The organism is Enterococcus sp. DIV0183 (genome assembly GCF_050541505.1).
GTDB classification, from domain to species: Bacteria; Bacillota; Bacilli; order Lactobacillales; family Enterococcaceae; genus Enterococcus; species Enterococcus faecalis.
In genome coordinates, this window is the sequence record NZ_CP172932.1 from 186476 (window position 1) to 209894 (window position 23419).

Annotated in this window: 34 protein-coding genes and 1 riboswitch; of the genes, 28 read left to right on the forward strand and 6 right to left on the reverse strand. The window is 39.1% G+C overall.

The features are described 5' to 3' along the window. The first annotated feature begins 38 nt into the window (after positions 1–38). From rplN to truA, 25 genes are all read left to right on the forward strand, one after another. Positions 39–407 (forward strand): 50S ribosomal protein L14, encoded by a 369-nt coding sequence (rplN, locus tag IGK72_RS00875; RefSeq protein WP_002356211.1) that lies wholly within the window; start codon positions 39–41, stop codon positions 405–407. Between the two features lie 35 nt (positions 408–442). Beyond that, the gene (rplX, locus tag IGK72_RS00880; protein WP_002356212.1) at positions 443–754 is read left to right on the forward strand and encodes a 50S ribosomal protein L24; all 312 of its coding nucleotides are present in this window, start codon (positions 443–445) and stop codon (positions 752–754) included. Positions 755–779: 25 nt separating this feature from the next. Next, the gene (gene rplE / locus IGK72_RS00885) at positions 780–1319 is read left to right on the forward strand and encodes a 50S ribosomal protein L5 (RefSeq protein ID WP_002356213.1); all 540 of its coding nucleotides are present in this window, start codon (positions 780–782) and stop codon (positions 1317–1319) included. 18 nt (positions 1320–1337) lie between these two features. Then, on the forward strand, positions 1338–1523 hold the full coding sequence (locus IGK72_RS00890; protein WP_002356214.1) for a type Z 30S ribosomal protein S14: 186 nt from the start codon (positions 1338–1340) through the stop codon (positions 1521–1523). Between the two features lie 35 nt (positions 1524–1558). Next, entirely contained in the window at positions 1559–1957 is a 399-nt protein-coding gene (gene rpsH / locus IGK72_RS00895) for a 30S ribosomal protein S8 (RefSeq protein WP_002356215.1), read from the forward strand. Between the two features lie 31 nt (positions 1958–1988). Next, on the forward strand, positions 1989–2525 hold the full coding sequence (gene rplF / locus IGK72_RS00900; protein ID WP_002356217.1) for a 50S ribosomal protein L6: 537 nt from the start codon (positions 1989–1991) through the stop codon (positions 2523–2525). A 160-nt stretch (positions 2526–2685) separates the two neighbouring features. Next, complete coding sequence (rplR, locus tag IGK72_RS00905; protein ID WP_002356218.1) at positions 2686–3042, forward strand: 50S ribosomal protein L18; 357 nt, start codon at positions 2686–2688, stop codon at positions 3040–3042. A 20-nt stretch (positions 3043–3062) separates the two neighbouring features. Beyond that, a complete protein-coding gene (gene rpsE / locus IGK72_RS00910; RefSeq protein ID WP_002356219.1) occupies positions 3063–3563 on the forward strand; it encodes a 30S ribosomal protein S5 in 501 nt (166 codons plus the stop codon). Between the two features lie 14 nt (positions 3564–3577). Further along, on the forward strand, positions 3578–3757 hold the full coding sequence (gene rpmD, locus IGK72_RS00915; protein ID WP_002356220.1) for a 50S ribosomal protein L30: 180 nt from the start codon (positions 3578–3580) through the stop codon (positions 3755–3757). Between the two features lie 47 nt (positions 3758–3804). Beyond that, the gene (rplO, locus tag IGK72_RS00920) at positions 3805–4245 is read left to right on the forward strand and encodes a 50S ribosomal protein L15 (RefSeq protein WP_002356221.1); all 441 of its coding nucleotides are present in this window, start codon (positions 3805–3807) and stop codon (positions 4243–4245) included. Beyond that, on the forward strand, positions 4246–5544 hold the full coding sequence (secY, locus tag IGK72_RS00925) for a preprotein translocase subunit SecY (RefSeq protein WP_002359350.1): 1299 nt from the start codon (positions 4246–4248) through the stop codon (positions 5542–5544). 86 nt (positions 5545–5630) lie between these two features. Next, on the forward strand, positions 5631–6281 hold the full coding sequence (locus IGK72_RS00930) for an adenylate kinase (protein ID WP_002356223.1): 651 nt from the start codon (positions 5631–5633) through the stop codon (positions 6279–6281). Positions 6282–6491: 210 nt separating this feature from the next. Next, positions 6492–6710, forward strand: coding sequence for a translation initiation factor IF-1 (gene infA, locus IGK72_RS00935; protein ID WP_002356224.1), 219 nt, complete (start codon positions 6492–6494; stop codon positions 6708–6710). Positions 6711–6742: 32 nt separating this feature from the next. Continuing rightward, complete coding sequence (rpmJ, locus tag IGK72_RS00940) at positions 6743–6859, forward strand: 50S ribosomal protein L36 (RefSeq protein WP_002288710.1); 117 nt, start codon at positions 6743–6745, stop codon at positions 6857–6859. 19 nt (positions 6860–6878) lie between these two features. Continuing rightward, on the forward strand, positions 6879–7244 hold the full coding sequence (gene rpsM, locus IGK72_RS00945; RefSeq protein WP_002356225.1) for a 30S ribosomal protein S13: 366 nt from the start codon (positions 6879–6881) through the stop codon (positions 7242–7244). Between the two features lie 27 nt (positions 7245–7271). Further along, entirely contained in the window at positions 7272–7661 is a 390-nt protein-coding gene (rpsK, locus tag IGK72_RS00950; RefSeq protein ID WP_002356226.1) for a 30S ribosomal protein S11, read from the forward strand. 80 nt (positions 7662–7741) lie between these two features. Further along, positions 7742–8680 (forward strand): DNA-directed RNA polymerase subunit alpha, encoded by a 939-nt coding sequence (locus IGK72_RS00955; protein WP_002356227.1) that lies wholly within the window; start codon positions 7742–7744, stop codon positions 8678–8680. 73 nt (positions 8681–8753) lie between these two features. Continuing rightward, positions 8754–9137 carry a 50S ribosomal protein L17 gene (rplQ, locus tag IGK72_RS00960; RefSeq protein ID WP_002356228.1) on the forward strand — a complete coding sequence of 128 codons (384 nt, stop codon included), beginning with the start codon at positions 8754–8756 and terminating at the stop codon, positions 9135–9137. A 45-nt stretch (positions 9138–9182) separates the two neighbouring features. Beyond that, positions 9183–9395, forward strand: coding sequence for a hypothetical protein (locus tag IGK72_RS00965; protein WP_070416008.1), 213 nt, complete (start codon positions 9183–9185; stop codon positions 9393–9395). 16 nt (positions 9396–9411) lie between these two features. Then, entirely contained in the window at positions 9412–10611 is a 1200-nt protein-coding gene (locus tag IGK72_RS00970) for a DUF819 family protein (protein ID WP_002356229.1), read from the forward strand. A 15-nt stretch (positions 10612–10626) separates the two neighbouring features. Continuing rightward, positions 10627–11802, forward strand: coding sequence for a M20 family metallopeptidase (locus IGK72_RS00975; RefSeq protein WP_016632943.1), 1176 nt, complete (start codon positions 10627–10629; stop codon positions 11800–11802). A gap of 201 nt (positions 11803–12003) precedes the next feature. After that, positions 12004–12843, forward strand: coding sequence for an energy-coupling factor ABC transporter ATP-binding protein (locus tag IGK72_RS00980; RefSeq protein ID WP_016632942.1), 840 nt, complete (start codon positions 12004–12006; stop codon positions 12841–12843). Beyond that, positions 12819–13688: an energy-coupling factor ABC transporter ATP-binding protein gene (locus IGK72_RS00985; RefSeq protein WP_002381364.1), complete on the forward strand. Its 870-nt coding sequence runs from the start codon at positions 12819–12821 to the stop codon at positions 13686–13688. Before IGK72_RS00980 ends, IGK72_RS00985 begins: the two co-directional genes overlap by 25 nt. Beyond that, a complete protein-coding gene (locus IGK72_RS00990) occupies positions 13685–14482 on the forward strand; it encodes an energy-coupling factor transporter transmembrane component T family protein (RefSeq protein ID WP_002373841.1) in 798 nt (265 codons plus the stop codon). Before IGK72_RS00985 ends, IGK72_RS00990 begins: the two co-directional genes overlap by 4 nt. Before the next feature lie 18 nt (positions 14483–14500). After that, on the forward strand, positions 14501–15250 hold the full coding sequence (gene truA / locus IGK72_RS00995; RefSeq protein ID WP_002356237.1) for a tRNA pseudouridine(38-40) synthase TruA: 750 nt from the start codon (positions 14501–14503) through the stop codon (positions 15248–15250). Positions 15251–15300: 50 nt separating this feature from the next. Here truA and IGK72_RS01000 read toward each other — a convergent pair whose 3' ends face one another. The 3 genes from IGK72_RS01000 to IGK72_RS01010 all read right to left on the reverse strand — a co-directional run bounded on the left by IGK72_RS01000 (position 15301) and on the right by IGK72_RS01010 (position 17682). Further along, on the reverse strand, positions 15301–15612 hold the full coding sequence (locus tag IGK72_RS01000) for a heavy metal-binding domain-containing protein (RefSeq protein WP_002381365.1): 312 nt from the start codon (positions 15610–15612) through the stop codon (positions 15301–15303). A 132-nt stretch (positions 15613–15744) separates the two neighbouring features. Continuing rightward, positions 15745–17100 (reverse strand): branched-chain amino acid transport system II carrier protein, encoded by a 1356-nt coding sequence (gene brnQ, locus IGK72_RS01005; RefSeq protein ID WP_002383868.1) that lies wholly within the window; start codon positions 17098–17100, stop codon positions 15745–15747. Positions 17101–17190: 90 nt separating this feature from the next. Continuing rightward, positions 17191–17682 carry a GNAT family N-acetyltransferase gene (locus tag IGK72_RS01010; protein WP_002376398.1) on the reverse strand — a complete coding sequence of 164 codons (492 nt, stop codon included), beginning with the start codon at positions 17680–17682 and terminating at the stop codon, positions 17191–17193. Between the two features lie 173 nt (positions 17683–17855). On the opposite strand from IGK72_RS01010, the gene IGK72_RS01015 reads away from it, so the two are divergent. Then, entirely contained in the window at positions 17856–18440 is a 585-nt protein-coding gene (locus tag IGK72_RS01015; RefSeq protein WP_002383869.1) for a TIGR00730 family Rossman fold protein, read from the forward strand. A 44-nt stretch (positions 18441–18484) separates the two neighbouring features. Here the strand turns inward: IGK72_RS01015 and IGK72_RS01020 are convergent, their stop codons facing one another. The 3 genes from IGK72_RS01020 to IGK72_RS01030 all read right to left on the reverse strand — a co-directional run bounded on the left by IGK72_RS01020 (position 18485) and on the right by IGK72_RS01030 (position 21675). Then, a complete protein-coding gene (locus IGK72_RS01020) occupies positions 18485–19225 on the reverse strand; it encodes an amino acid ABC transporter ATP-binding protein (protein ID WP_002356242.1) in 741 nt (246 codons plus the stop codon). A gap of 11 nt (positions 19226–19236) precedes the next feature. Next, entirely contained in the window at positions 19237–20820 is a 1584-nt protein-coding gene (locus IGK72_RS01025) for an ABC transporter substrate-binding protein/permease (RefSeq protein WP_002381368.1), read from the reverse strand. 194 nt (positions 20821–21014) lie between these two features. Continuing rightward, a riboswitch (Lysine riboswitch) is annotated at positions 21015–21189 on the reverse strand. A 189-nt stretch (positions 21190–21378) separates the two neighbouring features. Next, on the reverse strand, positions 21379–21675 hold the full coding sequence (locus IGK72_RS01030; RefSeq protein WP_002356244.1) for a hypothetical protein: 297 nt from the start codon (positions 21673–21675) through the stop codon (positions 21379–21381). 172 nt (positions 21676–21847) lie between these two features. Here IGK72_RS01030 and IGK72_RS01035 point away from each other — a divergent pair, with 172 nt between their 5' ends. Continuing rightward, the gene (locus IGK72_RS01035; RefSeq protein ID WP_002381369.1) at positions 21848–22561 is read left to right on the forward strand and encodes an NAD-dependent protein deacylase; all 714 of its coding nucleotides are present in this window, start codon (positions 21848–21850) and stop codon (positions 22559–22561) included. Between the two features lie 4 nt (positions 22562–22565). Next, positions 22566–23411, forward strand: coding sequence for a chorismate mutase (locus tag IGK72_RS01040; protein ID WP_002363448.1), 846 nt, complete (start codon positions 22566–22568; stop codon positions 23409–23411). Positions 23412–23419 lie beyond the last annotated feature (8 nt).

Consider the following 23419-nt stretch of genomic DNA (forward strand, 5'->3'; position numbering starts at 1 on the left):
TAGATTGAAGCACAAAATCTGAAAGGGGGATACACATCGTGATCCAACAAGAAAGTCGTTTAAGAGTCGCTGACAATTCTGGCGCACGTGAAATTTTAACGATCAAAGTCCTAGGCGGATCTGGTCGTAAAACTGCTAACATCGGTGACGTTATTGTTGCTACTGTCAAACAAGCAACGCCAGGTGGGGTTGTTAAAAAAGGTGAAGTAGTTAAAGCCGTTATCGTTCGTACAAAATCTGGCGCTCGTCGTGCTGACGGTTCTTACATCAAATTTGATGAAAATGCTGCGGTAATTATCCGTGACGATAAAAGCCCACGCGGAACACGTATCTTCGGACCAGTTGCACGTGAATTACGTGAAAACAACTTCATGAAGATCGTTTCTCTAGCACCAGAAGTATTATAATCTCGAGCCCACGTTAAAGGAGGTGCGAAACAGTAATGTTTGTTAAAAAAGGCGATAAAGTAAAAGTTATCACTGGTAAAGATAAAAACAAAGAAGGCGTTGTCTTAGCAGCGTTTCCTAAACAAGATAAAGTTATCGTTGAAGGTGTCAACGTCGTTAAAAAACACCAAAAACCAAACCAAGCAGCCCCACAAGGTGGAATCCTTGAAGTGGAAGCGCCAATTCATGTTTCTAATGTAATGGTGATTGATCCTTCAAACGGAGAAGCTACTAAAGTTGCGTTTAAAGAAGTCGACGGCAAAAAAGTCCGCGTTTCTAAAAAAACAGGTGAAGTTTTAGATAAATAAAAATTGCGGAAGGAGGGCTTACTGAATGAACCGCCTGAAAGAAAAATATATTAAAGAAGTAACACCATCATTGGTGGAAAAATTTAATTACAGCTCAGTTATGCAAACACCTAAAGTTGATAAAATCGTTATCAACATGGGTGTGGGTGATGCAGTATCAAATGCTAAAAACTTAGACAAAGCTGTTGAAGAATTAGCATTAATCACTGGTCAAAAACCACTTATCACAAAAGCTAAAAAATCTATCGCTGGATTCCGTTTACGTGAAGGAATGCCAATCGGTGCGAAAGTAACGCTACGCGGCGAAAGAATGTACGAATTTTTAGATAAATTAGTAACAGTTTCTTTACCTCGTGTACGTGACTTCCACGGTGTCAGCAAAAAAGCTTTCGATGGTCGTGGTAACTATACTTTAGGTATTAAAGAACAATTAATCTTCCCAGAAGTTGATTATGATTTAGTAGATAAAGTACGCGGTATGGACATCGTAATTGTTACAACAGCGAACACTGACGAAGAGTCTCGCGAATTGTTGGCACAATTAGGTATGCCATTCCAAAAATAATATAAGGAGGCGAACTACGTGGCTAAAAAATCAATGATTGCTAAAAACAAACGTCCTGCTAAACATTCAACACAAGCTTATACTCGTTGTGAACGTTGTGGACGTCCACATTCAGTTTATCGTAAATTTCATCTTTGCCGTATTTGCTTCCGCGAACTTGCCTATAAAGGTCAAATTCCCGGCGTGAAGAAAGCTAGCTGGTAAACAAGTAAACTCGCATAAAGGAGGTAAATAGTTCAATGGTCATGACAGATCCAATTGCAGATTTTCTAACTCGCATTCGTAATGCGAACATGGTTAAACATGAAACTTTAGAAGTACCTGCTTCAAAAATCAAACGTGATATCGCAGAAATCCTGAAACGTGAAGGATTTATCCGCGACGTAGAATACATCGAAGATGACAAACAAGGCGTAATCCGTGTTTTCCTAAAATATGGTAAAAACGAAGAACGTGTTATCACAAACTTAAAACGTATTTCTAAACCAGGTTTACGTGCATACGTAAAAGCTGACGAAGTACCAAAAGTATTAAACGGTCTAGGAATTGCAATCATCTCTACATCAGAGGGTGTAATTACTGACAAAGAAGCTAGAGCGAAAAATATCGGCGGCGAAGTAATCGCCTACGTATGGTAATTCTAAAAAATACACAAGGAGGTGTCTCTAAGTGAGCCGTATTGGTAATAAAGTTGTTGTTCTTCCTGCTGGTGTTGAAATCAAGCAAGACGGAAACAACATTACAGTTAAAGGACCTAAAGGTGAATTAACACGCGAATTTTCTTCTGATATCAAAATGAACATCGAAGGAAACGAAGTGACATTCACTCGTCCAAACGATTCAAAAGAAATGAAAACAATCCACGGAACAACTCGTGCAAACTTCAACAACATGGTTGTTGGTGTTTCTGAAGGTTTCCAAAAAGCACTTGAACTTATCGGGGTCGGATACCGTGCCCAAGTACAAGGCAACAAATTAACTTTAAACGTTGGTTATTCTCATCCTGTCGAAATGACAGCACCAGAAGGCGTAACATTTGAAGTACCTGCGAACACACAAGTTATCGTTAAAGGCATCAACAAAGAAGTTGTTGGTGAATTAGCTGCTAACATCCGTGGCGTTCGTCCTCCAGAACCTTATAAAGGCAAAGGGATTCGCTATGTTGGTGAATTTGTACGCCGTAAAGAAGGTAAAACTGGTAAATAATAACAGCTGTGTAGAAAACAGAAGTCAACAACAAGCAACTGTCATTTTATGGGATTTTTCCAATAAAATGCTTTTGTCTTGTCTGCCAGCTTCTCTTTTCCGTAATCTGCTGACTGCTTGAAATATTAGTAGTAAACATTAAATCAAAGAGGTGAAAATTGTGATTACAAAACCAGATAAAAACAAAACACGTCAAAAGAGACATCGTCGTGTACGTAACAAAATCTCTGGTACTGCTGAGTGCCCACGCTTGAACATTTTCCGTTCTAACAAAAACATCTACGCGCAAGTCATTGATGACGTAGCGGGTGTGACGCTAGCAAGTGCCTCTGCCTTGGATAAAGAAATTTCAGGTGGAACAAAAACAGAAACAGCTGCAGCTGTTGGTAAACTAGTTGCTGAACGTGCCGCTGAAAAAGGCATCAAAAAAGTAGTCTTCGACCGTGGTGGATACCTTTACCATGGCCGCGTGCAAGCTTTAGCTGAAGCTGCTCGTGAAAATGGACTAGAATTTTAGGAGAAGGAGGAACACCATTCATGGTTTATATTGATCCAAAACATTTGGAATTAGAAGACCGCGTTGTAGCGATCAACCGTGTAACAAAAGTTGTTAAAGGTGGACGTCGTTTACGTTTCGCAGCTTTAGTTGTTGTCGGTGACAAAAACGGACACGTTGGTTTCGGTACTGGTAAAGCACAAGAAGTACCTGAAGCTATCCGTAAAGCAATCGAAGACGCGAAGAAAAACTTAGTTGAAGTGCCTATGGTTGGTTCTACTATCCCGCACGAAGTAATTGGCGTATTCGGTGGCGGCCGTATCCTTATGAAACCTGCAGTAGAAGGTTCTGGGGTAGCTGCTGGTGGACCAGTTCGTGCCGTATTGGAATTAGCTGGTGTAGCAGATATTACATCTAAATCACTAGGTTCAAACACACCTATTAACGTTGTTCGCGCAACTGTTGAAGGTCTAAAACAATTAAAACGTGCCGAAGAAGTGGCAGCACTTCGCGGTAAATCTGTAGAAGAAATTATCGGTTAAGGAGGACAAAAATAATGGCTGAATTAAAAATTACTTTAAAACGCAGTGTTATCGGACGTCCTCAAAACCAACGTGCTACAGTTAAAGCGTTAGGTTTAGGTAAAGTGAATAGTACTGTTACAAAACCTGCCAATGAAGCAATCAAAGGTATGGTTAACACTATTTCACATTTAGTGGACGTAGAAGAAGTTTAAGATTTATAGATTTGTAATAGAAGATTGCTTAAGGAGGTGCCAAACCTATGAAACTTCATGAATTAAAACCTGCTGAGGGCTCACGCCAAGTACGTAACCGTGTTGGACGTGGTACTTCATCTGGTAATGGTAAAACAGCTGGCCGTGGACAAAAAGGGCAAAAAGCCCGTTCAGGCGGTGGTGTTCGTTTAGGATTTGAAGGGGGTCAAACTCCATTATTCCGTCGTTTACCAAAACGTGGGTTTACAAACATTAATCGTAAAGATTACGCTGTTGTAAACTTAGATACTTTAAACCGTTTTGAAGATGGAACAGAAGTAACTCCTGTTGTCCTAAAAGAAGCAGGAATCGTTAAAAACGAAAAAGCGGGAATCAAAGTTCTTGCAGATGGTGAGTTAACGAAAAAATTAACTGTGAAAGCAGCTAAATTCTCGAAATCAGCACAAGAAGCTATCGAAGCTGCTGGTGGTTCAATCGAGGTGATCTAATTGTTCAAGCTATTAAAGAACGCCTTTAAAGTCAAAGACATTAGATCAAAAATCTTATTTACAGTTTTAATCTTGTTTGTATTTCGCCTAGGTGCGCACATTACTGTGCCCGGGGTGAATGCAAAGGGATTGTCTGATTTAAGTAGCTTACCCTTTTTGAATATGTTGAATATGGTGAGTGGTAGTGCCATGCAAAACTTCTCTATCTTCTCGATGGGGGTTTCGCCATACATTACAGCCTCTATTATTATTCAACTATTGCAAATGGATATTGTACCTAGATTTGTAGAATGGTCAAAACAAGGGGAAGTTGGGCGTAAGAAATTAAATCAAGCAACAAGATATCTAACGATTGTCTTGGGTGTGGCTCAGTCAATGGGGATCACTGCTGGTTTTAATAGCTTAAGTCAAACTGGGATTGTCAACAATCCAACCTTAGGTACCTTTGTGATGATTGCAGTTATTTTAACTGCTGGGACGATGTTTGTGACTTGGATGGGTGAACAAATTACAGAAAAAGGAATCGGAAATGGTGTTTCAATGATTATCTTTGCCGGGATTATTTCTCGTTTGCCAGGAGCAGTCAAAGAAATCTATGAAGATTACTTCGTCAATATCGAGTCTTCTCGTATTTGGCAATCTGTTATTTTCATTGCAATCTTAGTTATTGCTATTTTGGTGATTGTTACAGTCGTAACGTTCTTCCAACAAGCAGAGCGTAAGATTCCAATCCAATATACAAAACGTGTTTCTGGTGCACCAACAAGTAGTTATTTACCGTTAAAAGTAAATGCTGCTGGGGTTATTCCAGTTATCTTTGCCAGCTCGTTAATTGCAACACCAAATGCCATTTTACAAGCTTTCTCATCAAAATTCGCTGGTGAAAATTGGTATGACATTATGACAAAAATCTTCAGTTATAACACAGTTCCAGGGGCAATCATCTATACTGTCCTAATCGTTGCGTTTACGTTCTTCTATGCATTTGTTCAAGTAAACCCTGAGAAATTAGCGGAAAACTTACAAAAACAAGGAAGCTACATTCCAAGCGTGCGACCAGGTAAAGGTACAGAAGAATATGTATCTGGCGTGTTAATGAGATTAAGTGTTGTCGGCTCAATTTTCCTAGGACTTGTTGCTTTACTTCCAATCATTGCGCAAATGGTTTGGAACTTACCTCAATCAATCGGTTTAGGTGGAACAAGTTTACTAATCGTTATCGGGGTTGCATTAGAAACAACGAAACAATTAGAAGGATTAATGATGAAACGTCAATATGTCGGCTTTATCAATAAGTAAGAATCGAGTGTTGAGGTTTTACCTCAGCACCATTCTCACATATGGCTAGCTTCATAAGCCGGTCTTTAAAATTAGGAGGAGAATATATGAACCTCATTTTAATGGGATTACCTGGAGCAGGTAAAGGCACCCAAGCAGAAAAAATCATTGATACGTATGGCATTCCACATATTTCTACTGGAGATATGTTCCGTGCAGCAATGAAAAATGAAACTGCCTTGGGCCTAGAAGCGAAATCTTATATCGATAAAGGTGAACTGGTTCCTGACGAAGTAACAAACGGAATTGTTAAAGAACGCCTTGCTGAACCAGACACAGACAAAGGATTCCTATTAGATGGTTTCCCACGTACACTGGATCAAGCAAAAGCATTAGATACAATGCTTAAAGAATTAAACAAAAAAATTGATGCTGTCATTGACATCCATGTAGAAGAAGATGTATTAATCGAGCGTTTAGCTGGACGATTCATCTGTCGCACATGTGGCGCAACGTATCATAAATTATTCAACCCGCCAAAAGTTGAAGGCACTTGTGATCGCTGTGGCGGACATGAATTCTACCAAAGAGAAGATGATAAGCCCGAAACGGTTAAAAATCGTTTGGCAGTCAACATTGAAAGTAGCGCACCAATCTTAGCTTTCTATAAAGAACAAGGCTTGATGCATACAATCGATGGCAATCGCGAAATCGATACTGTTTTTTCTGATGTGAAAAAAATCATTGACGAAAACTAATTTCCAATTGCCCGCAGTTTAACCCTGTTGTTGTATTCAGTTTCTCTTGCCAAAACATAACTAAATATGGTAGAATATATCAGTCCGACTTCTACAGTTTTGTGACATCAAAATGAATAACGAAGTTAGTTGAGAATTTCTAGGTGGGAGCTGGAGTTTCCGCCGTTTTATCGTGTGAAAACGCGAAACAAGTACAAGGAGGTACTGTGCGTGGCAAAAGAAGATATGATTGAAGTCGAAGGTACAGTCGTCGAAACTTTGCCGAATGCAATGTTTAAAGTCGAACTAGAAAATGGACACCAAGTTCTTGCTACTGTTTCAGGTAAAATCCGTATGCACTACATCCGTATCTTACCTGGTGACAAAGTAACAGTTGAATTATCACCGTATGATTTAACGCGTGGCCGTATTACTTATCGCTTTAAATAATTGTACTCCGTAAAACCACAGGAGGTATTATCATGAAAGTAAGACCATCAGTAAAACCAATGTGTGAACATTGTAAAGTAATTCGCCGTAAAGGACGTGTTATGGTTATTTGCCCAGCAAATCCAAAACATAAACAACGTCAAGGATAATTAGGAGGTGTAACGAATAATGGCTCGTATTGCAGGAGTAGACATCCCTCGTGACAAACGTGTAGTAGTTTCTCTTACTTACATTTATGGTATTGGTAACACTACAGCTAAAAAAGTTTTAGCAAACGTTGGCGTATCTGAAGATGTTCGTGTACGTGATTTAACAAACGAACAAACAGATGCGATTCGTGCGGAAATTGATAAGTTAAAAGTTGAAGGGGATCTTCGTCGTGAAGTGAACTTAAACATCAAACGCTTGATGGAAATCGGTTCATACCGTGGAATCCGTCACCGTCGTGGATTACCAACTCGTGGACAAAACACGAAAAATAATGCACGTACTCGTAAAGGCCCTACTAAAACAGTAGCAGGCAAGAAAAAATAATTCCTAAGTGAAGGAGGTTAGAACTTCATGGCAGCAAAAAAAGTTAGTCGTAAACGCCGTGTCAAAAAGAATATAGAATCAGGTGTAGCACATATCCATTCTACATTCAACAATACAATCGTAATGATTACTGATACACATGGTAATGCATTAGCATGGTCATCAGCAGGATCATTAGGCTTTAAAGGAAGCAAAAAATCAACTCCTTTTGCCGCTCAAATGGCTGCAGAAGCCGCAACTAAAGTGGCAATGGAACATGGACTTAAAACTGTAGACGTAACAGTTAAAGGACCTGGTTCTGGACGTGAAGCAGCAATTCGTTCATTACAAGCAACAGGTTTAGAAGTGACTGCAATTCGTGACGTGACTCCAGTTCCTCATAATGGATGCCGCCCTCCAAAACGCCGTCGTGTTTAATGAGCGCCACTCATTCTGAGTTTGAATTAGGAACGTCATTGAACAAGACACTTTTCGTTTTGAAAGGGGTATAGATAAGAATGATTGAATTTGAAAAACCAAGAATCGAAAAAATTGATGAAAATAGAGATTATGGTAAGTTCGTCGTTGAACCATTAGAACGCGGTTACGGAACTACTTTAGGTAACTCTCTACGTCGTATTTTATTGTCTTCTTTACCAGGAGCTGCAATTACGAATATTCAAATCGATGGTGTTTTACACGAATTCTCAACCATTCCAGGTGTACGAGAAGACGTAACACAAATTATTTTGAATATTAAAGGCTTAGCATTGAAATTATATGCTGAAGAAGAGAAAACCCTTGAGATCGATATTACAGGACCCGCTACCGTGACTGCCGGCGATATTATCGTGGACAGTGATGTTGAGATCCTAAATAAAGATTTAGTTATCTGTAGTGTTGCTGAAGGAGCTACTTTCCATGCTCGCTTAACAGTGAAACCTGGTCGTGGCTATGTTCAAGCAGACGAAAACAAAAAAGAAGATATGCCAATCGGTGTACTTCCAGTTGATTCCATCTACACACCCGTTCGTCGTGTTAACTACCAAGTAGAAAATACACGTGTTGGTCGTCGTGATGATTTCGACAAATTAACAATGGAAATATGGACAGATGGTTCAATCATTCCTCAAGAAGCACTAAGTTTAGCTGCGAAAATCATGACTGAGCATTTAGATATCTTTGTAAACCTTACTGACGAAGCGAAAAACGCTGAAATCATGGTGGAAAAAGAAGAAACTCAAAAAGAGAAAATGCTAGAAATGACGATTGAAGAACTTGATTTATCAGTTCGTTCATATAACTGTTTAAAACGTGCAGGTATTAATACTGTACAAGAACTTACAAACAAATCTGAACCAGAAATGATCAAAGTACGTAATTTAGGTCGTAAATCTCTTGAAGAAGTAAAACTTAAATTGCATGATCTAGGATTAGGATTACGTAAGGACGATTAAGACTTTTACGAAGTTTCCAGTCCTGCTTAACAGCAGTGGCTCGTGAGAACAGAAACGAAGGAGGGAACCCAACGTGAGTTACCGTAAATTAGGACGCACATCAAGCCAACGTAAAGCTATGCTACGTGATATTACAACTGATTTAATCATCAACGAACGCATCGTAACTACTGAAGCTCGTGCGAAAGAAGTACGTTCAACTGTAGAAAAAATGATTACTTTAGGTAAACGTGGAGATCTTCATGCACGTCGTCAAGCAGCTACTTTCGTTCGTAATGAAGTTGCTAGTGTTCGTGAAGAAGATGAGTCTATCGTTGTTGAATCAGCTTTACAAAAGCTATTTAACGATTTAGGACCTCGTTTCGCGGAACGCCAAGGTGGTTACACTCGTATCTTGAAGACAGAACCAAGACGCGGCGATGCAGCACCAATGGTAGTTATCGAATTTGTTAAATAATTAATAAACCGATCACTTTATAGATGTTTCTTTTAGAGTGTTATGATGTTGGAGGCGACTCCGAGTCTAGCTCTGCTTTCCCTGCTAAAGATGGCTTTAGCAGGGGAGCACTCATCATATAAAGGTGATTTTTTTTTGCTTTGGGAAAACGCTGTTTTCTCAAAGCTTTTTTGTTTCATAAAAGCATTGCGGAAGCTTTTGCAGTTTGTTATACTGGTTATTAATTGGAATTTTCAGATAATTAAGCATCTGAGTTAGTAGAAGGGGGAATTATATGTCGCAAATGTTTGCTTTTTCGTTGCTGATGGTTATTTTATACATTGGTGATGTAGTTTCTATCAAAACAAAAGCTTGGATTCCATCTGTTTTTGTTTGTGGTGTTTTATTTATTCTTGGTTATTGGACTATTTTTCCACAAAATATTGTGGAAGTGGCAGGGATTCCTACAGTGGTTGCCACTTTATTAATGTATCTGTTGATTACTAATATGGGCACTCTGCTCTCTGTTAAAGAATTGGTTAATCAATGGAAAACGATTGTGATTGCTTTGTCAGGTATTCTGGGCATTATTGCCTTGTTGTTAGCTGTGGGGACTTTTGTTTTTGACTTAAAAACAGTTTTAGTTGCAATCCCGCCGTTAGTAGGAGGTTTAGTTTCTTCATTAGTAATGTCAGAAGCGGCTCAATCAGCTGGTTTAGCCTCACTTTCAGTTTTGGCAATTTTAATTTATGTCATTCAAGGGTTTGCTGGTTATCCCTTAACTTCAATTGTTCTAAAAAAAGAAGGAAAGCGGAAGCTTCAAGAATATCGAGCAGGGACATGGCAGCCGGTTCATGAACAAGAGGGGCAAGAAACAGGAGCAGAACCAGATGTGCCTAAACTATTTGAAAAAGTACCCAAACGATATCATACAGATTATTCACGAATTTTACGTTTAGCCTTAGTTGCCACACTTGCTTATTATGTTTCTGTGTGGACGGCACCGTTTGTGACGATTAGTCCTTTTGTGCTGTGTTTATGTTTTGGCGTGATTGCAACGTCTTTAGGCTTTTTAGAAAAGCAACCATTGCAGAAAGCAAATAGCTTTGGTTTTGCGATTTTAGGGTTAATGCTTTTTGTCTTTGATGGCTTAAAACAAGCCACACCTGAAATGTTGATGGATTTATTTTTACCAATGATTGGGATTATTGTGATTGGTGTTATCGGGATGTACATCTTTTCAGCAATTGTTGGTCGTGTATTAGGTGTGAGTAAAGAGATGGCATTCGCAGTTTCATTGACAGCTTTATATGGCTTTCCAGCCGATTATATTATTACTAATGAAGTGATTCAATCATTGACAGAAGATGAACAAGAACAGGCGGCTTTAACGAGCCATTTAATGCCACCGATGTTAGTGGCAGGTTTCGTAACAGTCACTATTGTTTCGGTTATTTTAGCGGGTATTTTTTCAAGTATTTTATTAAGTTTGTAGAAACGGGGCGTAAGTATGAAAAAAATCAAAGCACTAGTCATGCAGCATGCACAAGAAATGATTGCTTTTCGACGGGATTTACACCAACATCCAGAATTACAATTTGAAGAATTTCGAACGACAGAAAAAGTCGCGGCAGTTCTTGATCAATTAGGAATTACTTATCGCAAAACAGAACCGACGGGTTTAATTGCTGAAATTGTGGGCGGCAAACCAGGCCGAGTGGTTGCGCTGCGGGCTGATATGGATGCCTTACCTGTACAGGAATTAAATGAAGATTTAGCTTATAAATCTTTAGAAGCTGGCAAGATGCATGCATGTGGGCATGATTCCCATACCGCGATGTTAGTAACAGCCGCTAAAGTATTAAAAGAAATCCAGGAAGAACTTCAGGGAACAGTAAGATTAATTTTTCAACCATCTGAAGAAAATGCGCAAGGTGCTAAAGCAATGGTTGCGCAAGGCGCAATGACCGGTGTTGATGATGTATTTGGCTTACATATCTGGTCACAAATGCCTGTAGGAACCGCTTCGTGTCGAGTGGGCTCAAGTTTCGCATCCGCAGATATTTTTTCTGTTGATTTTAAAGGCCGTGGTGGCCATGGTGCCATGCCAAACGCTTGTATTGATGCGGCAGTCATAGCTTCTTCTTTCGTGATGAATCTGCAAACGATTGTTTCTCGGGAGACAGATCCTTTAGATCCAGTAGTTGTCACGATTGGACGGATGGATGTGGGGACCCGTTTTAATGTGATTGCTGAGAATGCACGTTTAGAAGGAACGGTTCGTTGCTTTAGTGTAGCAACGCGTAATCGAGTAGAACAGGCGCTACAACGCTATGCGGAACAAACAGCCGCTATTTACGGTGGGACGGCTTCGTTAGATTATCAATATGGGACGTTGCCAGTGATTAATGATGAGCAGGATGCCTTGTTTGCCCAAACACTAATTAAGGAAAATTTTGGTGAAGCGGCCTTAAGACAAGAAGAGCCGACAACCGGTGGTGAAGACTTCAGTTATTATACTGAACATGCTTCTGGTTGTTTTGCCTTAGTGGGAAGTGGTAATCCGGAGAAAGATACGGAATGGGCACATCACCATGGTCGTTTTAATATTGATGAAGATGCGATGGCAATGGGTGCTGAGTTATATGCCCAATATGCGTTTGAATATTTGAAGACACATTTTTAAAAGAAAATCAGTAACTTCTTGTTTTATGAGAACAAGAAGTTATTTTTATGAAAAATAGACCTGTCAAGACAGATAAGAGCTCCCATAATGACCGTTCTTTTGGTATAATAAAAAATAGTGTGAAGAATCAGAACAGATGATTGAAAAAACGCTACTTTTTTGGTAGTGTTAGAAAGAATAAATAGATTGAGGGAGTACGCGATGCAACCAATCATTGAACTAAATAATATCCAATTTAATTATCAACCAGAAGATGCTTCTCCCGCTTTAAAAGATGTGTCTTTTTCCATTCAACAAGGCGAATGGGTCGCTATTATTGGCCATAATGGTTCTGGTAAATCAACGTTAGCCAAAACGATCAATGGTCTGTTACTGCCAGCTGCTGGGACTATCAAAGTTGGCGGCAAAGAATTAAATGAAGCAAACGTCTGGGATATCCGGCGTATGGTAGGAATGGTCTTTCAGAATCCAGATAACCAATTTGTCGGTTCAACAGTCGAAGACGATGTGGCTTTTGGTTTAGAAAATCAAGGTATTCCGCGTGATGAAATGGTCGAACGTGTTCACGATGCATTAGAACGGGTTCGTATGTTAGATTTTGCCAAGCGAGAACCTGCTCGGCTATCTGGCGGCCAAAAACAACGAGTAGCTATCGCTGGTGTGGTTGCTTTGCGACCAGATATTATTATTTTAGACGAAGCGACAAGTATGTTAGATCCAGAAGGTCGTGCAGAAGTAATTGCTACCATTCAAAAGATTAAAGAAGAAAGTAATTTAACAGTTATTTCTATTACCCACGATATTGATGAAGCGGCTAATGCGAATCGTATTTTAGTGATGCGCCAAGGACAATTGACAAACGAAGGAACACCAGAAAAGATTTTTTCTGCAGGAGAAGCGCTTGTTGAAATGGGCTTGGATTTACCGTTTCCTGAAAAATTAAAAGTAGCTTTGAAAGAGTGTGGCGTTGTTGTGCCAACGAATTATTTAACAGAAGAAGGGATGGTGGATTGGTTATGGACATCCGTTTTAAACAAGTAGATTTTACTTACCAACCCAATACTCCTTTTGAGCAACGGGCATTATTCGATATTAATTTAACGATTCAAGACGGCTCTTATACAGCGATTGTCGGTCATACTGGCAGTGGCAAATCAACGTTATTACAACATTTGAATGCTTTGGTGAAACCAACTAAAGGCCAAGTGACAATTGGAGAGCGTGTAATTACGCCAGAAACTGATAATAAGAATTTAAAACCAATTCGTAAAAAAGTTGGGATCGTTTTTCAATTTCCAGAAGCACAATTGTTTGAAGAAACAGTGGAGCGAGACATCGCTTTCGGACCGAAAAACTTTGGTGTTTCAGACGAAGAAGCGAAAAAATTAGCTAAGAAAATGCTTGATTTAGTCGGCTTAGATGAAAAATACTTACAACACTCTCCGTTTGAGTTATCAGGTGGTCAAATGCGCCGTGTCGCAATTGCTGGTGTGCTAGCGATGGAACCAGAAGTCTTAGTATTAGACGAACCGACTGCTGGTTTGGATCCTAAGGGTCGTAAAGAAATGATGGAGATGTTTAGTCGTCTGCATAAGGAACATAATATGACCATCGTTTTAGTGACACATTTGATGGATGATGTGGCTAATTACGCAGATCATGTGATTGTTTTAGAAAAAGGACAAATCGTCCGAGCGGGAGCACCACAAGAAGTGTTTCAAGAGACACAATGGCTGAAAGAAAAACAATTAGGCGTGCCAACTGCGGCCGAATTTGCTGAAAAATTAGTGGCAAAAGGCTTTTCTTTTGAGCAATTACCATTAACGGCCGATCAATTAGCCGATCAGCTTCTGAAAAAAATGCAGGAAGCAGGTGAGGCAAAATGATGAATAAATTGATTTTTGGGCGCTATATTCCAGGTGATTCTTTTATCCATCGTTTAGATCCGCGCGCAAAATTATTAGCTAGTTTTTATTTTATTGGAATTATCTTTTTAGCAAATAATTGGCAGAGTTATGTTTTAATAGCAGCCTTTACTGCTTTTGCTATTTCATTATCAAAAATCAGCGCCCGCTTCTTTATCCGCGGTGTTCGGCCATTATTATGGCTAATTCTGTTTACTGTGGCTCTTCAAACCTTGTTTACACAAGGGGGCGAAGTGTACTTTCAGTGGGGAATTATTTCCATTACCCAGTTTGGTGTGACGAATGGGCTATTTATTTTCTGTCGTTTTGTTTTAATTATTTTCATGTCAACGTTATTAACTTTAACGACGGCACCATTAGAGTTATCAGATGCGATTGAATATTTGCTACGTCCACTTCGTGTGGTGAAATTTCCAGTTCATGAAGTTTCATTGATGTTATCAATTGCCTTACGTTTTGTCCCAACATTAATGGATGAAACGGAAAAGATTATGAATGCCCAACGTGCCCGTGGTGTTGATTTTGGCGAAGGAAACTTACTTCAAAAAATGAAAGCTATTGTTCCACTTTTGATTCCGCTTTTCGTAAGTAGTTTTAATCGTGCGGAAGACTTAGCGACTGCCATGGAAGCAAGAGGTTATCAAGGTGGCGAAGGACGGACAAAATACCGCATTCTTCATTGGCACCTACGAGATACAATAGTAATGTTTGGCTTTGTCTTGTTAACCATTGGCTTATTTGTATTAAGAACTTAGAAAAGGTGAATAAAAATTATGCCCCGCTATAAAGCAATCATTGCCTATGATGGCACTCATTTTCATGGCTTTCAAAAGCAGCCTAATGAGCGTACCGTTCAAGAAGAAATAGAAAAAACGTTAGCACGCATGAATAACGGACACTCCGTGACGGTTTTTGGTTCAGGACGAACAGATGCAGGGGTTCATGCAATGGGCCAAGTGATTCACTTTGATTATCCGCAGGAACGTCCGTTGGAAAAAATGCGCTTTGCGTTAGACACACAAACACCAGAAGACATTGCTGTGCGCAGCGTGGAACGTGTTTCAGAAGACTTTCATGCACGTTATCACGTGATCGAAAAAACCTATCAATTTAAAGTGGATATTGGCAAACCGCGAAGTCCATTTCGACGTTTTTATGCCAGTTATTTTCCGTATCCCATTGATCTCGAAAAAATCCAACAAGCTTTACCTGATTTATTAGGTACCCATGATTTTACCTCTTTCTGTGCCTCAGGAAGTTCAGTAGAAGATAAAGTCCGAACCATTCATGAAGCCAGTGTTCATGTCAATGAAACGGGGGATGAATTAACATTCACTTTTCGGGGCGATGGTTTCTTGTACAAAATGATTCGGATTTTAGTTGGTACGCTATTGAAAATCGGCAATGGGCGGCTGGAACCAACCGCGATTCCAGCAATTATCGCAGCCAAAGATCGAAATTTAGCGGGTCCGACTGCTCATCCAGAAGGATTGTATTTAGCAGAAGTGAAATATGAAAACTAAAAAGACGTAGACCTTACAAGAAAAGGTCTGCGTCTTTTTAGTTGCAAAATTTAGATGTATTTAACAGCTGTTCCGTAAGCCACGACAGATTGCATGTCTGTGCCAATTGTGCCAGAATCAAAACGCATCATCACAACGGCATCTGCACCTAATTTAGAGGCTTCTGCTTTTAAACGTTCGATTGCTTGGTCGCGTGCTTCTCGTTGCATATCAGTGTAACCTTTGATTTCACCGCCAACTACGCTTTTTAGTCCAGCACCTAAATCTTTAAACATATTTTTAGAACGTGTGGTTAACCCGAAAACTTCTCCAATAATTTCATATTCTTGACCGCTAATTCTCTCGGTTGTTGTAACTAACATGGGCAATTTCCTCCAGTACTTGTTGGTAACTTCAATTTACCATAGTCAAGAGTTTGGTACAACGAATATACATAAAAACGACACTAGAAAAGATGCGCTTTCGCATTTTTTCTAGTGTCGTTTTGGTAAGAATTAATCAAGAATAGGATCTTTTTTAGAAATCATGACCCAAACCCAACTAATTAGAAAAGCAACCGTTGCTGGAACGACCCAGCCCATGCCAATAGTGAACAATGGTAAGTATTGGCCGGCTTTTTCTAAAAGCGTTGTTACAAACGCCGTATCTTTGATAAAGGTAGGCGCGCTATTTAATGCATCTAAAACAGCAGCAATCAATGTGATATAGGTCGTTGCTTGATAGACTTCCCGTCGATGTTTGAAAATAGGACTGATGATTACCAAAAGCATTAAAGTAATCGCCAATGGATAAAGGAACATCAAGACTGGAACGGCAAATTGAATGATGTTGGTTAAGCCGACATTTGCAAAAATAGCTGGTAAAATAACAACAATTGCCAAGAATTTTTGATAGGAAACTTTCGGAAACATTTCTTCAAAAGTCTCAGAAAAGGCTGTGCTTAAGCCGATACCAGTTTTTAAACAAGCAAGAACTACGATAAAAGCCAGTAAAATACTCCCTGGTAGGCCTAAATAGTAATTAGCAATTTGGGCTAAGGCAATCCCGCCGTTTTCACTGATTGGAAAAGCCCCGATACTCATTGTTCCCATATAAGCAAGTAAGGTATAGATAATCCCCATCAATACAACACTGAAAGCACCTGATTTAATCATTCCTTTAGCGATATCTCCTGGTTTTTCGACGCCCATATTTCGTAAAGTGGAAACGACAACAATCCCAAAAGCTAATGAAGCTAAAGCATCCAACGTATTATAACCTTCTGTAAATCCTTTAAAAAAAGGACTTGAAATATAATTTTCACCAACAGCGGCACTGGCCACATGACCTAATGGTTTTACAAAGGCTAAAACAATCAAAATTCCTAGCAATGCTAAAAATAACGGATTTAAAAATTTACCCACATAATCTAAGATTTTACTTGGCTTTCTAGAGAAGAGCCAAACAGCTAAGAAAAATAATGCGGAAAAACCAGCAAGAACCAGCCATTGCAAGTCTTTAGGGACAAATGGTGCAAGACCAATCTCAAAAGAAGTAGTTGCTAACCTTGGTAAAGCAAAGAAAGGACCAATCGTTAAATATAATAGTAAGGTAAAAATAAGAGCATAACGACGATTAATCCGAGAAGCTAAGTCAAAAACACCTGAACTTTTAGAAACACCCATAGCAATGACACCAAGAAAAGGTAAGCCAATTCCAGTGGCTAAGAAGCCCAAGTTTGCTAAAAAGACGGAAGCCCCCGCTTCTTGTCCCATATGTACAGGGAAAATTAAATTTCCAGCACCGAAAAACAAACCGAATAACATTGAACCAACGTATAGATAATCACGCCAAACTAACTTTTTTTGCATAGATTCACACTCCTTAATATTGTCTTATTATTTAAAATAACAGAAGAAGAAACAGAGAGCAACTAGTTTTTATAGAAAACATTGGTTTTCTTATTTTTCTATGAAATAAGCATACTGATAATCATCACAATAGTGTCCATTTATATAAAATTCTTCTTTAAAATGTGCTTCCTGCACAAAACCATGTTTTTCATAGAATCGAATGGCTTCTTGATTGGTAGCCATTACTCGCAAACTCAGCTTATGAATCCCGCTTATCTGGGCCATCTCTTTGACATACGACAACAAAGAACCACCAATCCCTTGGCCTTGGAAATCTGGCGAAACGCCAATACTTAGTAGCCATTGTTTTTGATGAGCTGCTAACGAAGTGGGCGGATGGACTTCAATAAATCCAGCGAGTTGTTGTCCGCTGATGGCAACAAAAATCGTTTCATCTTTCATTTTTTCTTGATATGCCGCAAGCGAGAGTGGTTGTATCTCGGCAGGGGTATTCTTTTTTGTCCAAATGATTTGGTCCAAGGCATGTAATGCGGGCCAATCGGCTTCGGCAACTAAGCGAATAGTGAGTGAGGTAGACAAGATAATAGGGCTCCTTTTTCTGAAATTTTAAAATATAAAAAGACTATAGCATTTATTGTCTGAAAATTCAAATACTTTTAAAACGAAAAGAAAAATGGCTGCACCTTTTCGAGAAAATCAAAATATGCTACCATAGCTACCAGAGGATAGATGGTAAAAAAGAATCTATCTAAATGGAGGGTATGTTTGTGAAAAAAATGGCAGTATATTGTGGCGCCAGTCTGGGGAATGAGCCAATCTATCAGCAAGCTGCAGTAGCGTTAGCCGCTTGGATGAAAGAAAATCACTATGATCTAGTTTATGGCGGTGGCAATGTTGGTCTAATGGGTACGGTGGCTGACACGCTTTTAGCAGAAGGTGGAGAGGTAATTGGTGTTATGCCCACTTTTTTAATGGAGCGGGAGATTGCACATAATGGCATTACAAAGATGCATACAGTTAGCGATATGCATGCGCGTAAGAAAAAGATGATTGAATTGGCAGATGTATATTTAGCTTTACCCGGTGGGCCCGGCACGCTAGAAGAAATTAGCGAGGTGATCTCTTGGGGCCGAGTCGGTGAACATATGAATCCTTGTATTTTATACAACGTGAATGGTTACTATGATTTATTAGCTGCTTTTTTTGATAAAATGGTAGAAACTAGTTTCTTAACAGAAGCGGATCGAGCTAAAATTTTCATTTCAGATTCCTTAGAAGAAATTGGTGCATTTATTGATTCCTATGAACCGCCAATGATTCGTCAATACAAAAAGTAACAAAAGAGGCAGTCACTCTAACCAGAATGACTGCCTCTTTTTTACTAGTTTTTCGTTAAAATCCGATGTAAGAACTCTTTTGTCCGAGCTTCTTTTGGATGGACAAAGATATCTTCAGCGGTCCCTTCTTCGGCAATGACACCTTTATCCATGAAAATAACACGATCGGATACGTCCCGCGCAAATTCCATTTCATGTGTTACAATCACCATTGTTAGCCCTGTATGGGCAAGATTTTTCATTGTTTTTAGCACTTCGCCAACCATTTCAGGATCCAATGCAGAAGTTGGTTCATCGAAAAGTAAAACATCTGGATCCATTGATAATGCTCGAGCAATGGCTACCCGTTGCTTTTGTCCACCAGATAATTGAGCAGGTTTGGCATCAATAAAACGAGCCATGCCAACTTTTTCTAAATTTTCTAAGGCAATTTTTTTGGCTTCTTCTTTGTTTCTTTTTAGGACAGTCATCTGACCAGAAGTACAGTTTTCTAAGACATTCATGTTATTAAATAAATTGAATGATTGGAAAACCATACCTAAATGGGTCCGATATTTGGGCAAACTATAACCACGTTCTAAAACATTTTTACCATTATAGATGATTTTGCCATCTGTTGGTTTTTCTAACAAATTAATACAACGTAATAACGTTGATTTACCAGAACCAGAAGAACCGATAATGGTGACAACTTCTCCTTTATTGACGTTCATATTGATATCTTTTAATACTTCGTTTTCGCCAAAGCTTTTTCGTAAATGTTCAATTTCAATAATTGCACTCATTTGTTTGCCTCCTAGCTTTCTTTTCCTTCTTCAGTTAATTCTTCTACTTTAACGTAAGCAGAAGGGCCATCCATTTTACGTTCCACAACACGTAAGATTCGTGTAATCACAAAAGTCATTACCAAGTACATGATGCCGACAATTGTAAAGGTTTGGAAGAACTGGAAGTTTGCGCCAGAAGCAGCATTCCCTTGGAAGAATAAATCTGCAACACCGATAACACTTAACACGGCCGTATCTTTGATATTAATGACAAATTCATTCCCTGTTGCAGGTAAAATATTACGTAATACTTGGGGAATAACGACTTTACGCATTGTTTGTCCATGGGTCATCCCAATCGCTTGTGCTGCCTCGAATTGTCCTTTATCTACTGCGAAAATACCTCCGCGAACAATTTCAGACATATAGGCACCAGTATTTACAGAAACGATAAATAGTGCGGCCACTGTTCGGTCTAAAGAGATGCCAAAAGCTAGAGCTAAACCATAGAAAATAACCATTGCTTGAACCATCATTGGTGTACCACGGAAAACTTCAATATAAATAGAAAGAATTAAATTTCCTAATTTTTGGAAGAAACGAGCGACTGGGTTTTCAGAATCTGGAATTGTACGGAAGACACCAATTAGTAAACCAAGGGTTGTTCCGACAACTGTCCCAATTAACGCGATAAATAGCGTTAAACCAGCACCACGTAAAAACATGTCGCCATATTGATTCCAAATATTTTTGAAATCGTTAATAAGTCCTGTTTTTTGTTCATCACTATCTGTTGCTGCAGGTTGATCCTTGATTGCTTGGTCCATAATTTTTGTCCGTTCATCTTGAGAAATACCTGCTAAAATTTTGTTTACTTTTTCAATGTCTGGATCGCCTTTACGCATGCCGACTGCTACTTGCGAGTCTTCAGCGCTAGCATCAAAGCCATTTTCTTTTGGAAATTCTAACATTTTTAATTCTTTATTGACACTAGTTGCTGTTATGCCTTCAGGGCGTTCACTAACATACCCGTCAATCATGCCAGAAGCAAGTGCTGTTCGCATAGCTGAAAAGTTATCCATTGCTTGCTGTTTATTGACATTTGGAATTTGATCAATTAATCCGTAGTGGAATGTATTTAGTTGAGCCGTAATTTTAGCATCAGCTAAATCTTTCAAGCTTTTTGCATTAGCGTATTTGCCATCTTTTTTTACAATTACGACAAATTGTGATTCATAATAAGGGTTTGTAAAAGCAATTTCTTTTTTTCGTTCAGCGGTTGGGCTCATTCCGGCGATAATGGCATCAATTTTTCCAGATTGTAAGGCGGGCGCCAAGCCATCCCATTTGGTTTGGACGATTACTAATTTACGACCTAAACCATCGGCAATTTTTTTAGAAATTTGAACATCATAGCCGCCTGCATAAGAGTTGCCTTGAATAGGCACTGCGCCATGTGCGTCATTTTTCTGTGACCAGTTAAAAGGGGCGTAGCCAGCTTCCATGCCGACACGAAATTCACCATTTTCCTCCGCCGAAGCGTTGGTTGTCATGCCAAGTAACGAAAATAGCGTGACAAGTAGTAGACTGAATGAAAAAACTTTTTTGTTCATCTTTTTCTCTCCTTTAAATTTCTTGTCTGATTGATCGTTTTGTCTTTTTTCAATCAACAAGCTTTGATAATCAGCTGAGCAAAAGCGATTCTGTCTTTTTAAAGGAGAATACTTCTGTCACAACCTATTTTTGAATACAAAAAAACAACCAAACAGATGTAAGGTTGCTAGGTAATGTCGAAAAAAATTCCTCAACGAAACATAGCACAACTTAGCATCACTACTAAGACAGTCCGCAAGCTCTTAACTTACGTCCCAACACACAACAGAAGAGGCTCCGTTATGCATTTCGGCGATTGATCCTAAACTTGCTTCCCAGTGTCCTCTCACTCCACAAGCGTAATAAAAACCGCGACCTCTACCTCTTTTTTGAGGCACTATTCAGTTATTAAATTCAGTTATTAATTTTAGGATAAATCCAGAAGAAAGTCAATATGTTCCAGCAAAGGAATTTATCAAGAGGACACAAACACCATGAAATTAGCGTAACATTTTCCCTACGAAATAGAAACTAATACGAAAAAAGCAACCATTCCTAAAGGAACAGTTGCTTTTTACTTAAGCTTTGACAGCTTTTGGTTCACGACCTAAAATAGCTTGAAGAACAGTCAATACACCTAAAGAAGCTAAAATTGTATAAATTAGACTTGAGTAAGTTAAGATACCGAAATCCCAAGTTTTGTAAACTAATAAAACAATTGCTAAGGCGATAATAGCGATAACGTTGAAGAACGCAAAAGCCCAAAGATTTCCGTTTTCTTTACGAGAAAGATAAAAAACAGAGAACCAAATGCTTAAAACGCCCCAAGCGATGCAGGCAATAATTGCAGCCCAATAAATAATAAATGCGACCATTGTTGTTTCACCTCACTTTTACTCATGCATATTTTACCACGAGTTGAGAAATTTGTCACAAACTCTTTCAAGATAAATCAATATATAGGTAAGAAGTTTTCAAAAAGTGGAAAAACTTTTGGTGCTAATGTTAAAATACGTTATAATATAGAAGATTAGGAGCTGAATCGATATGCAAGATATCACGCAAGCTGAGGCAATTCATTGGTTGGCAACCCAACAAAAAATCACATTTTTAACAGGTGCGGGTATCTCGACAGCCTCAGGTGTGCCAGATTATCGTTCCTTAAAAGGTGTCTATCAAGGAATCCAGCAACCGGAATACTTATTGAGCCGGACTTGCTTAAAAACAGAGCCAGAAAAGTTTTATCAATTCGTTAAAACGCTCTATCATCCAGACGCACAACCTAATATCATTCACCAGAAAATGGCACAATTAGAGCAAATGAAACGGGGAAAAATTGTTTCACAAAATATTGATGGGCTTCATCGAAAAGCAGGTAGCCAAGAAGTGGTGGACTTTCATGGTAATTTATATGAATGTTATTGCCAAACTTGTGGTGCAACGGTTCCTTGGCAAGACTATTTGCTTAGTGATCGGCACGCTGATTGTCATGGACAAATCCGTCCAGCTATTACTTTGTATGAAGAAGGACTATCCGAAGAGGCAATTGAAAAAGCCATTCAGGCCGTTGCTTCTGCCGACTTAATCGTGATTGTCGGCACGAGTTTTCAAGTGCATCCATTTTGTGATTTGATTCATTATAAACAACCAACGGCAACTATTTTAGCCATTAATCAAACGCCGCTATTTTTACAACAACCTTATTATTTTTTAGAAGCGAAAGCCGAAACGATATTTGCAGAATTAACGATAAAGGAGTAACGGAATGGAAGAATTTAAATCAGAAAAAGAAAAAATGATCGCAGGTGCACTATATTTTGCCTCAGATCCTGAATTAGTGGCTGATCGCAAAAAAGCCCGTGAACAAATGGCGTTAATTAACCAACAACCAGACACATATATTCGTCGTCAATTAATAGAAGAAACATTTGGAAAAGTGGGTGTCGGGACGTACATCGAACCGATGATTCAATTTGATTATGGCTACAACATTTCTGTGGGAAAAAATTTCTATGCCAATTTTAATAACGTTTTTTTAGATGTTTGTCCAATCGAAATTGGCGATAACTGTATGTTTGGACCCAATGTGCAACTTTATACAGCCGAGCATCCATTACAAGCGGCCAAGCGTAATAGCGGAATGGAATCAGGGAAACGAATTATCATTGGCAACAATGTTTGGATTGGCGGTGGAGCGATTGTCCTTCCTGGCGTAACATTAGGCGATAATGTAGTGGTGGCAGCAGGTGCTGTTGTGACCAAATCGTTCCCAGAAAACTGTGTGATCGCAGGTAATCCAGCACGGATAATTAAAGAATTGACTGAAGATGACGCCCCAACAACTTCTTTAGAACAACAACGAGCAAAGATTAACCAAATCGATAAGGAACTGGTCCGTTTATTAGAACAGCGGATGGACGTCGTCGCAGAGATTGCTGCAGTGAAAAAGAAAGCAGGTCATGCGGTTTTTGATTCTGAAAGAGAACAACAAGTATTAGAAACTATTCTGAATCATGTTGAAAATGCCGAGTATGAAGAAACATTATCTGAGACTTTCCAGGGAATTATGGACGCCTCTAAACGTTTCCAAGAAAAACATTTAGGAGAGTGAGGCGAAGG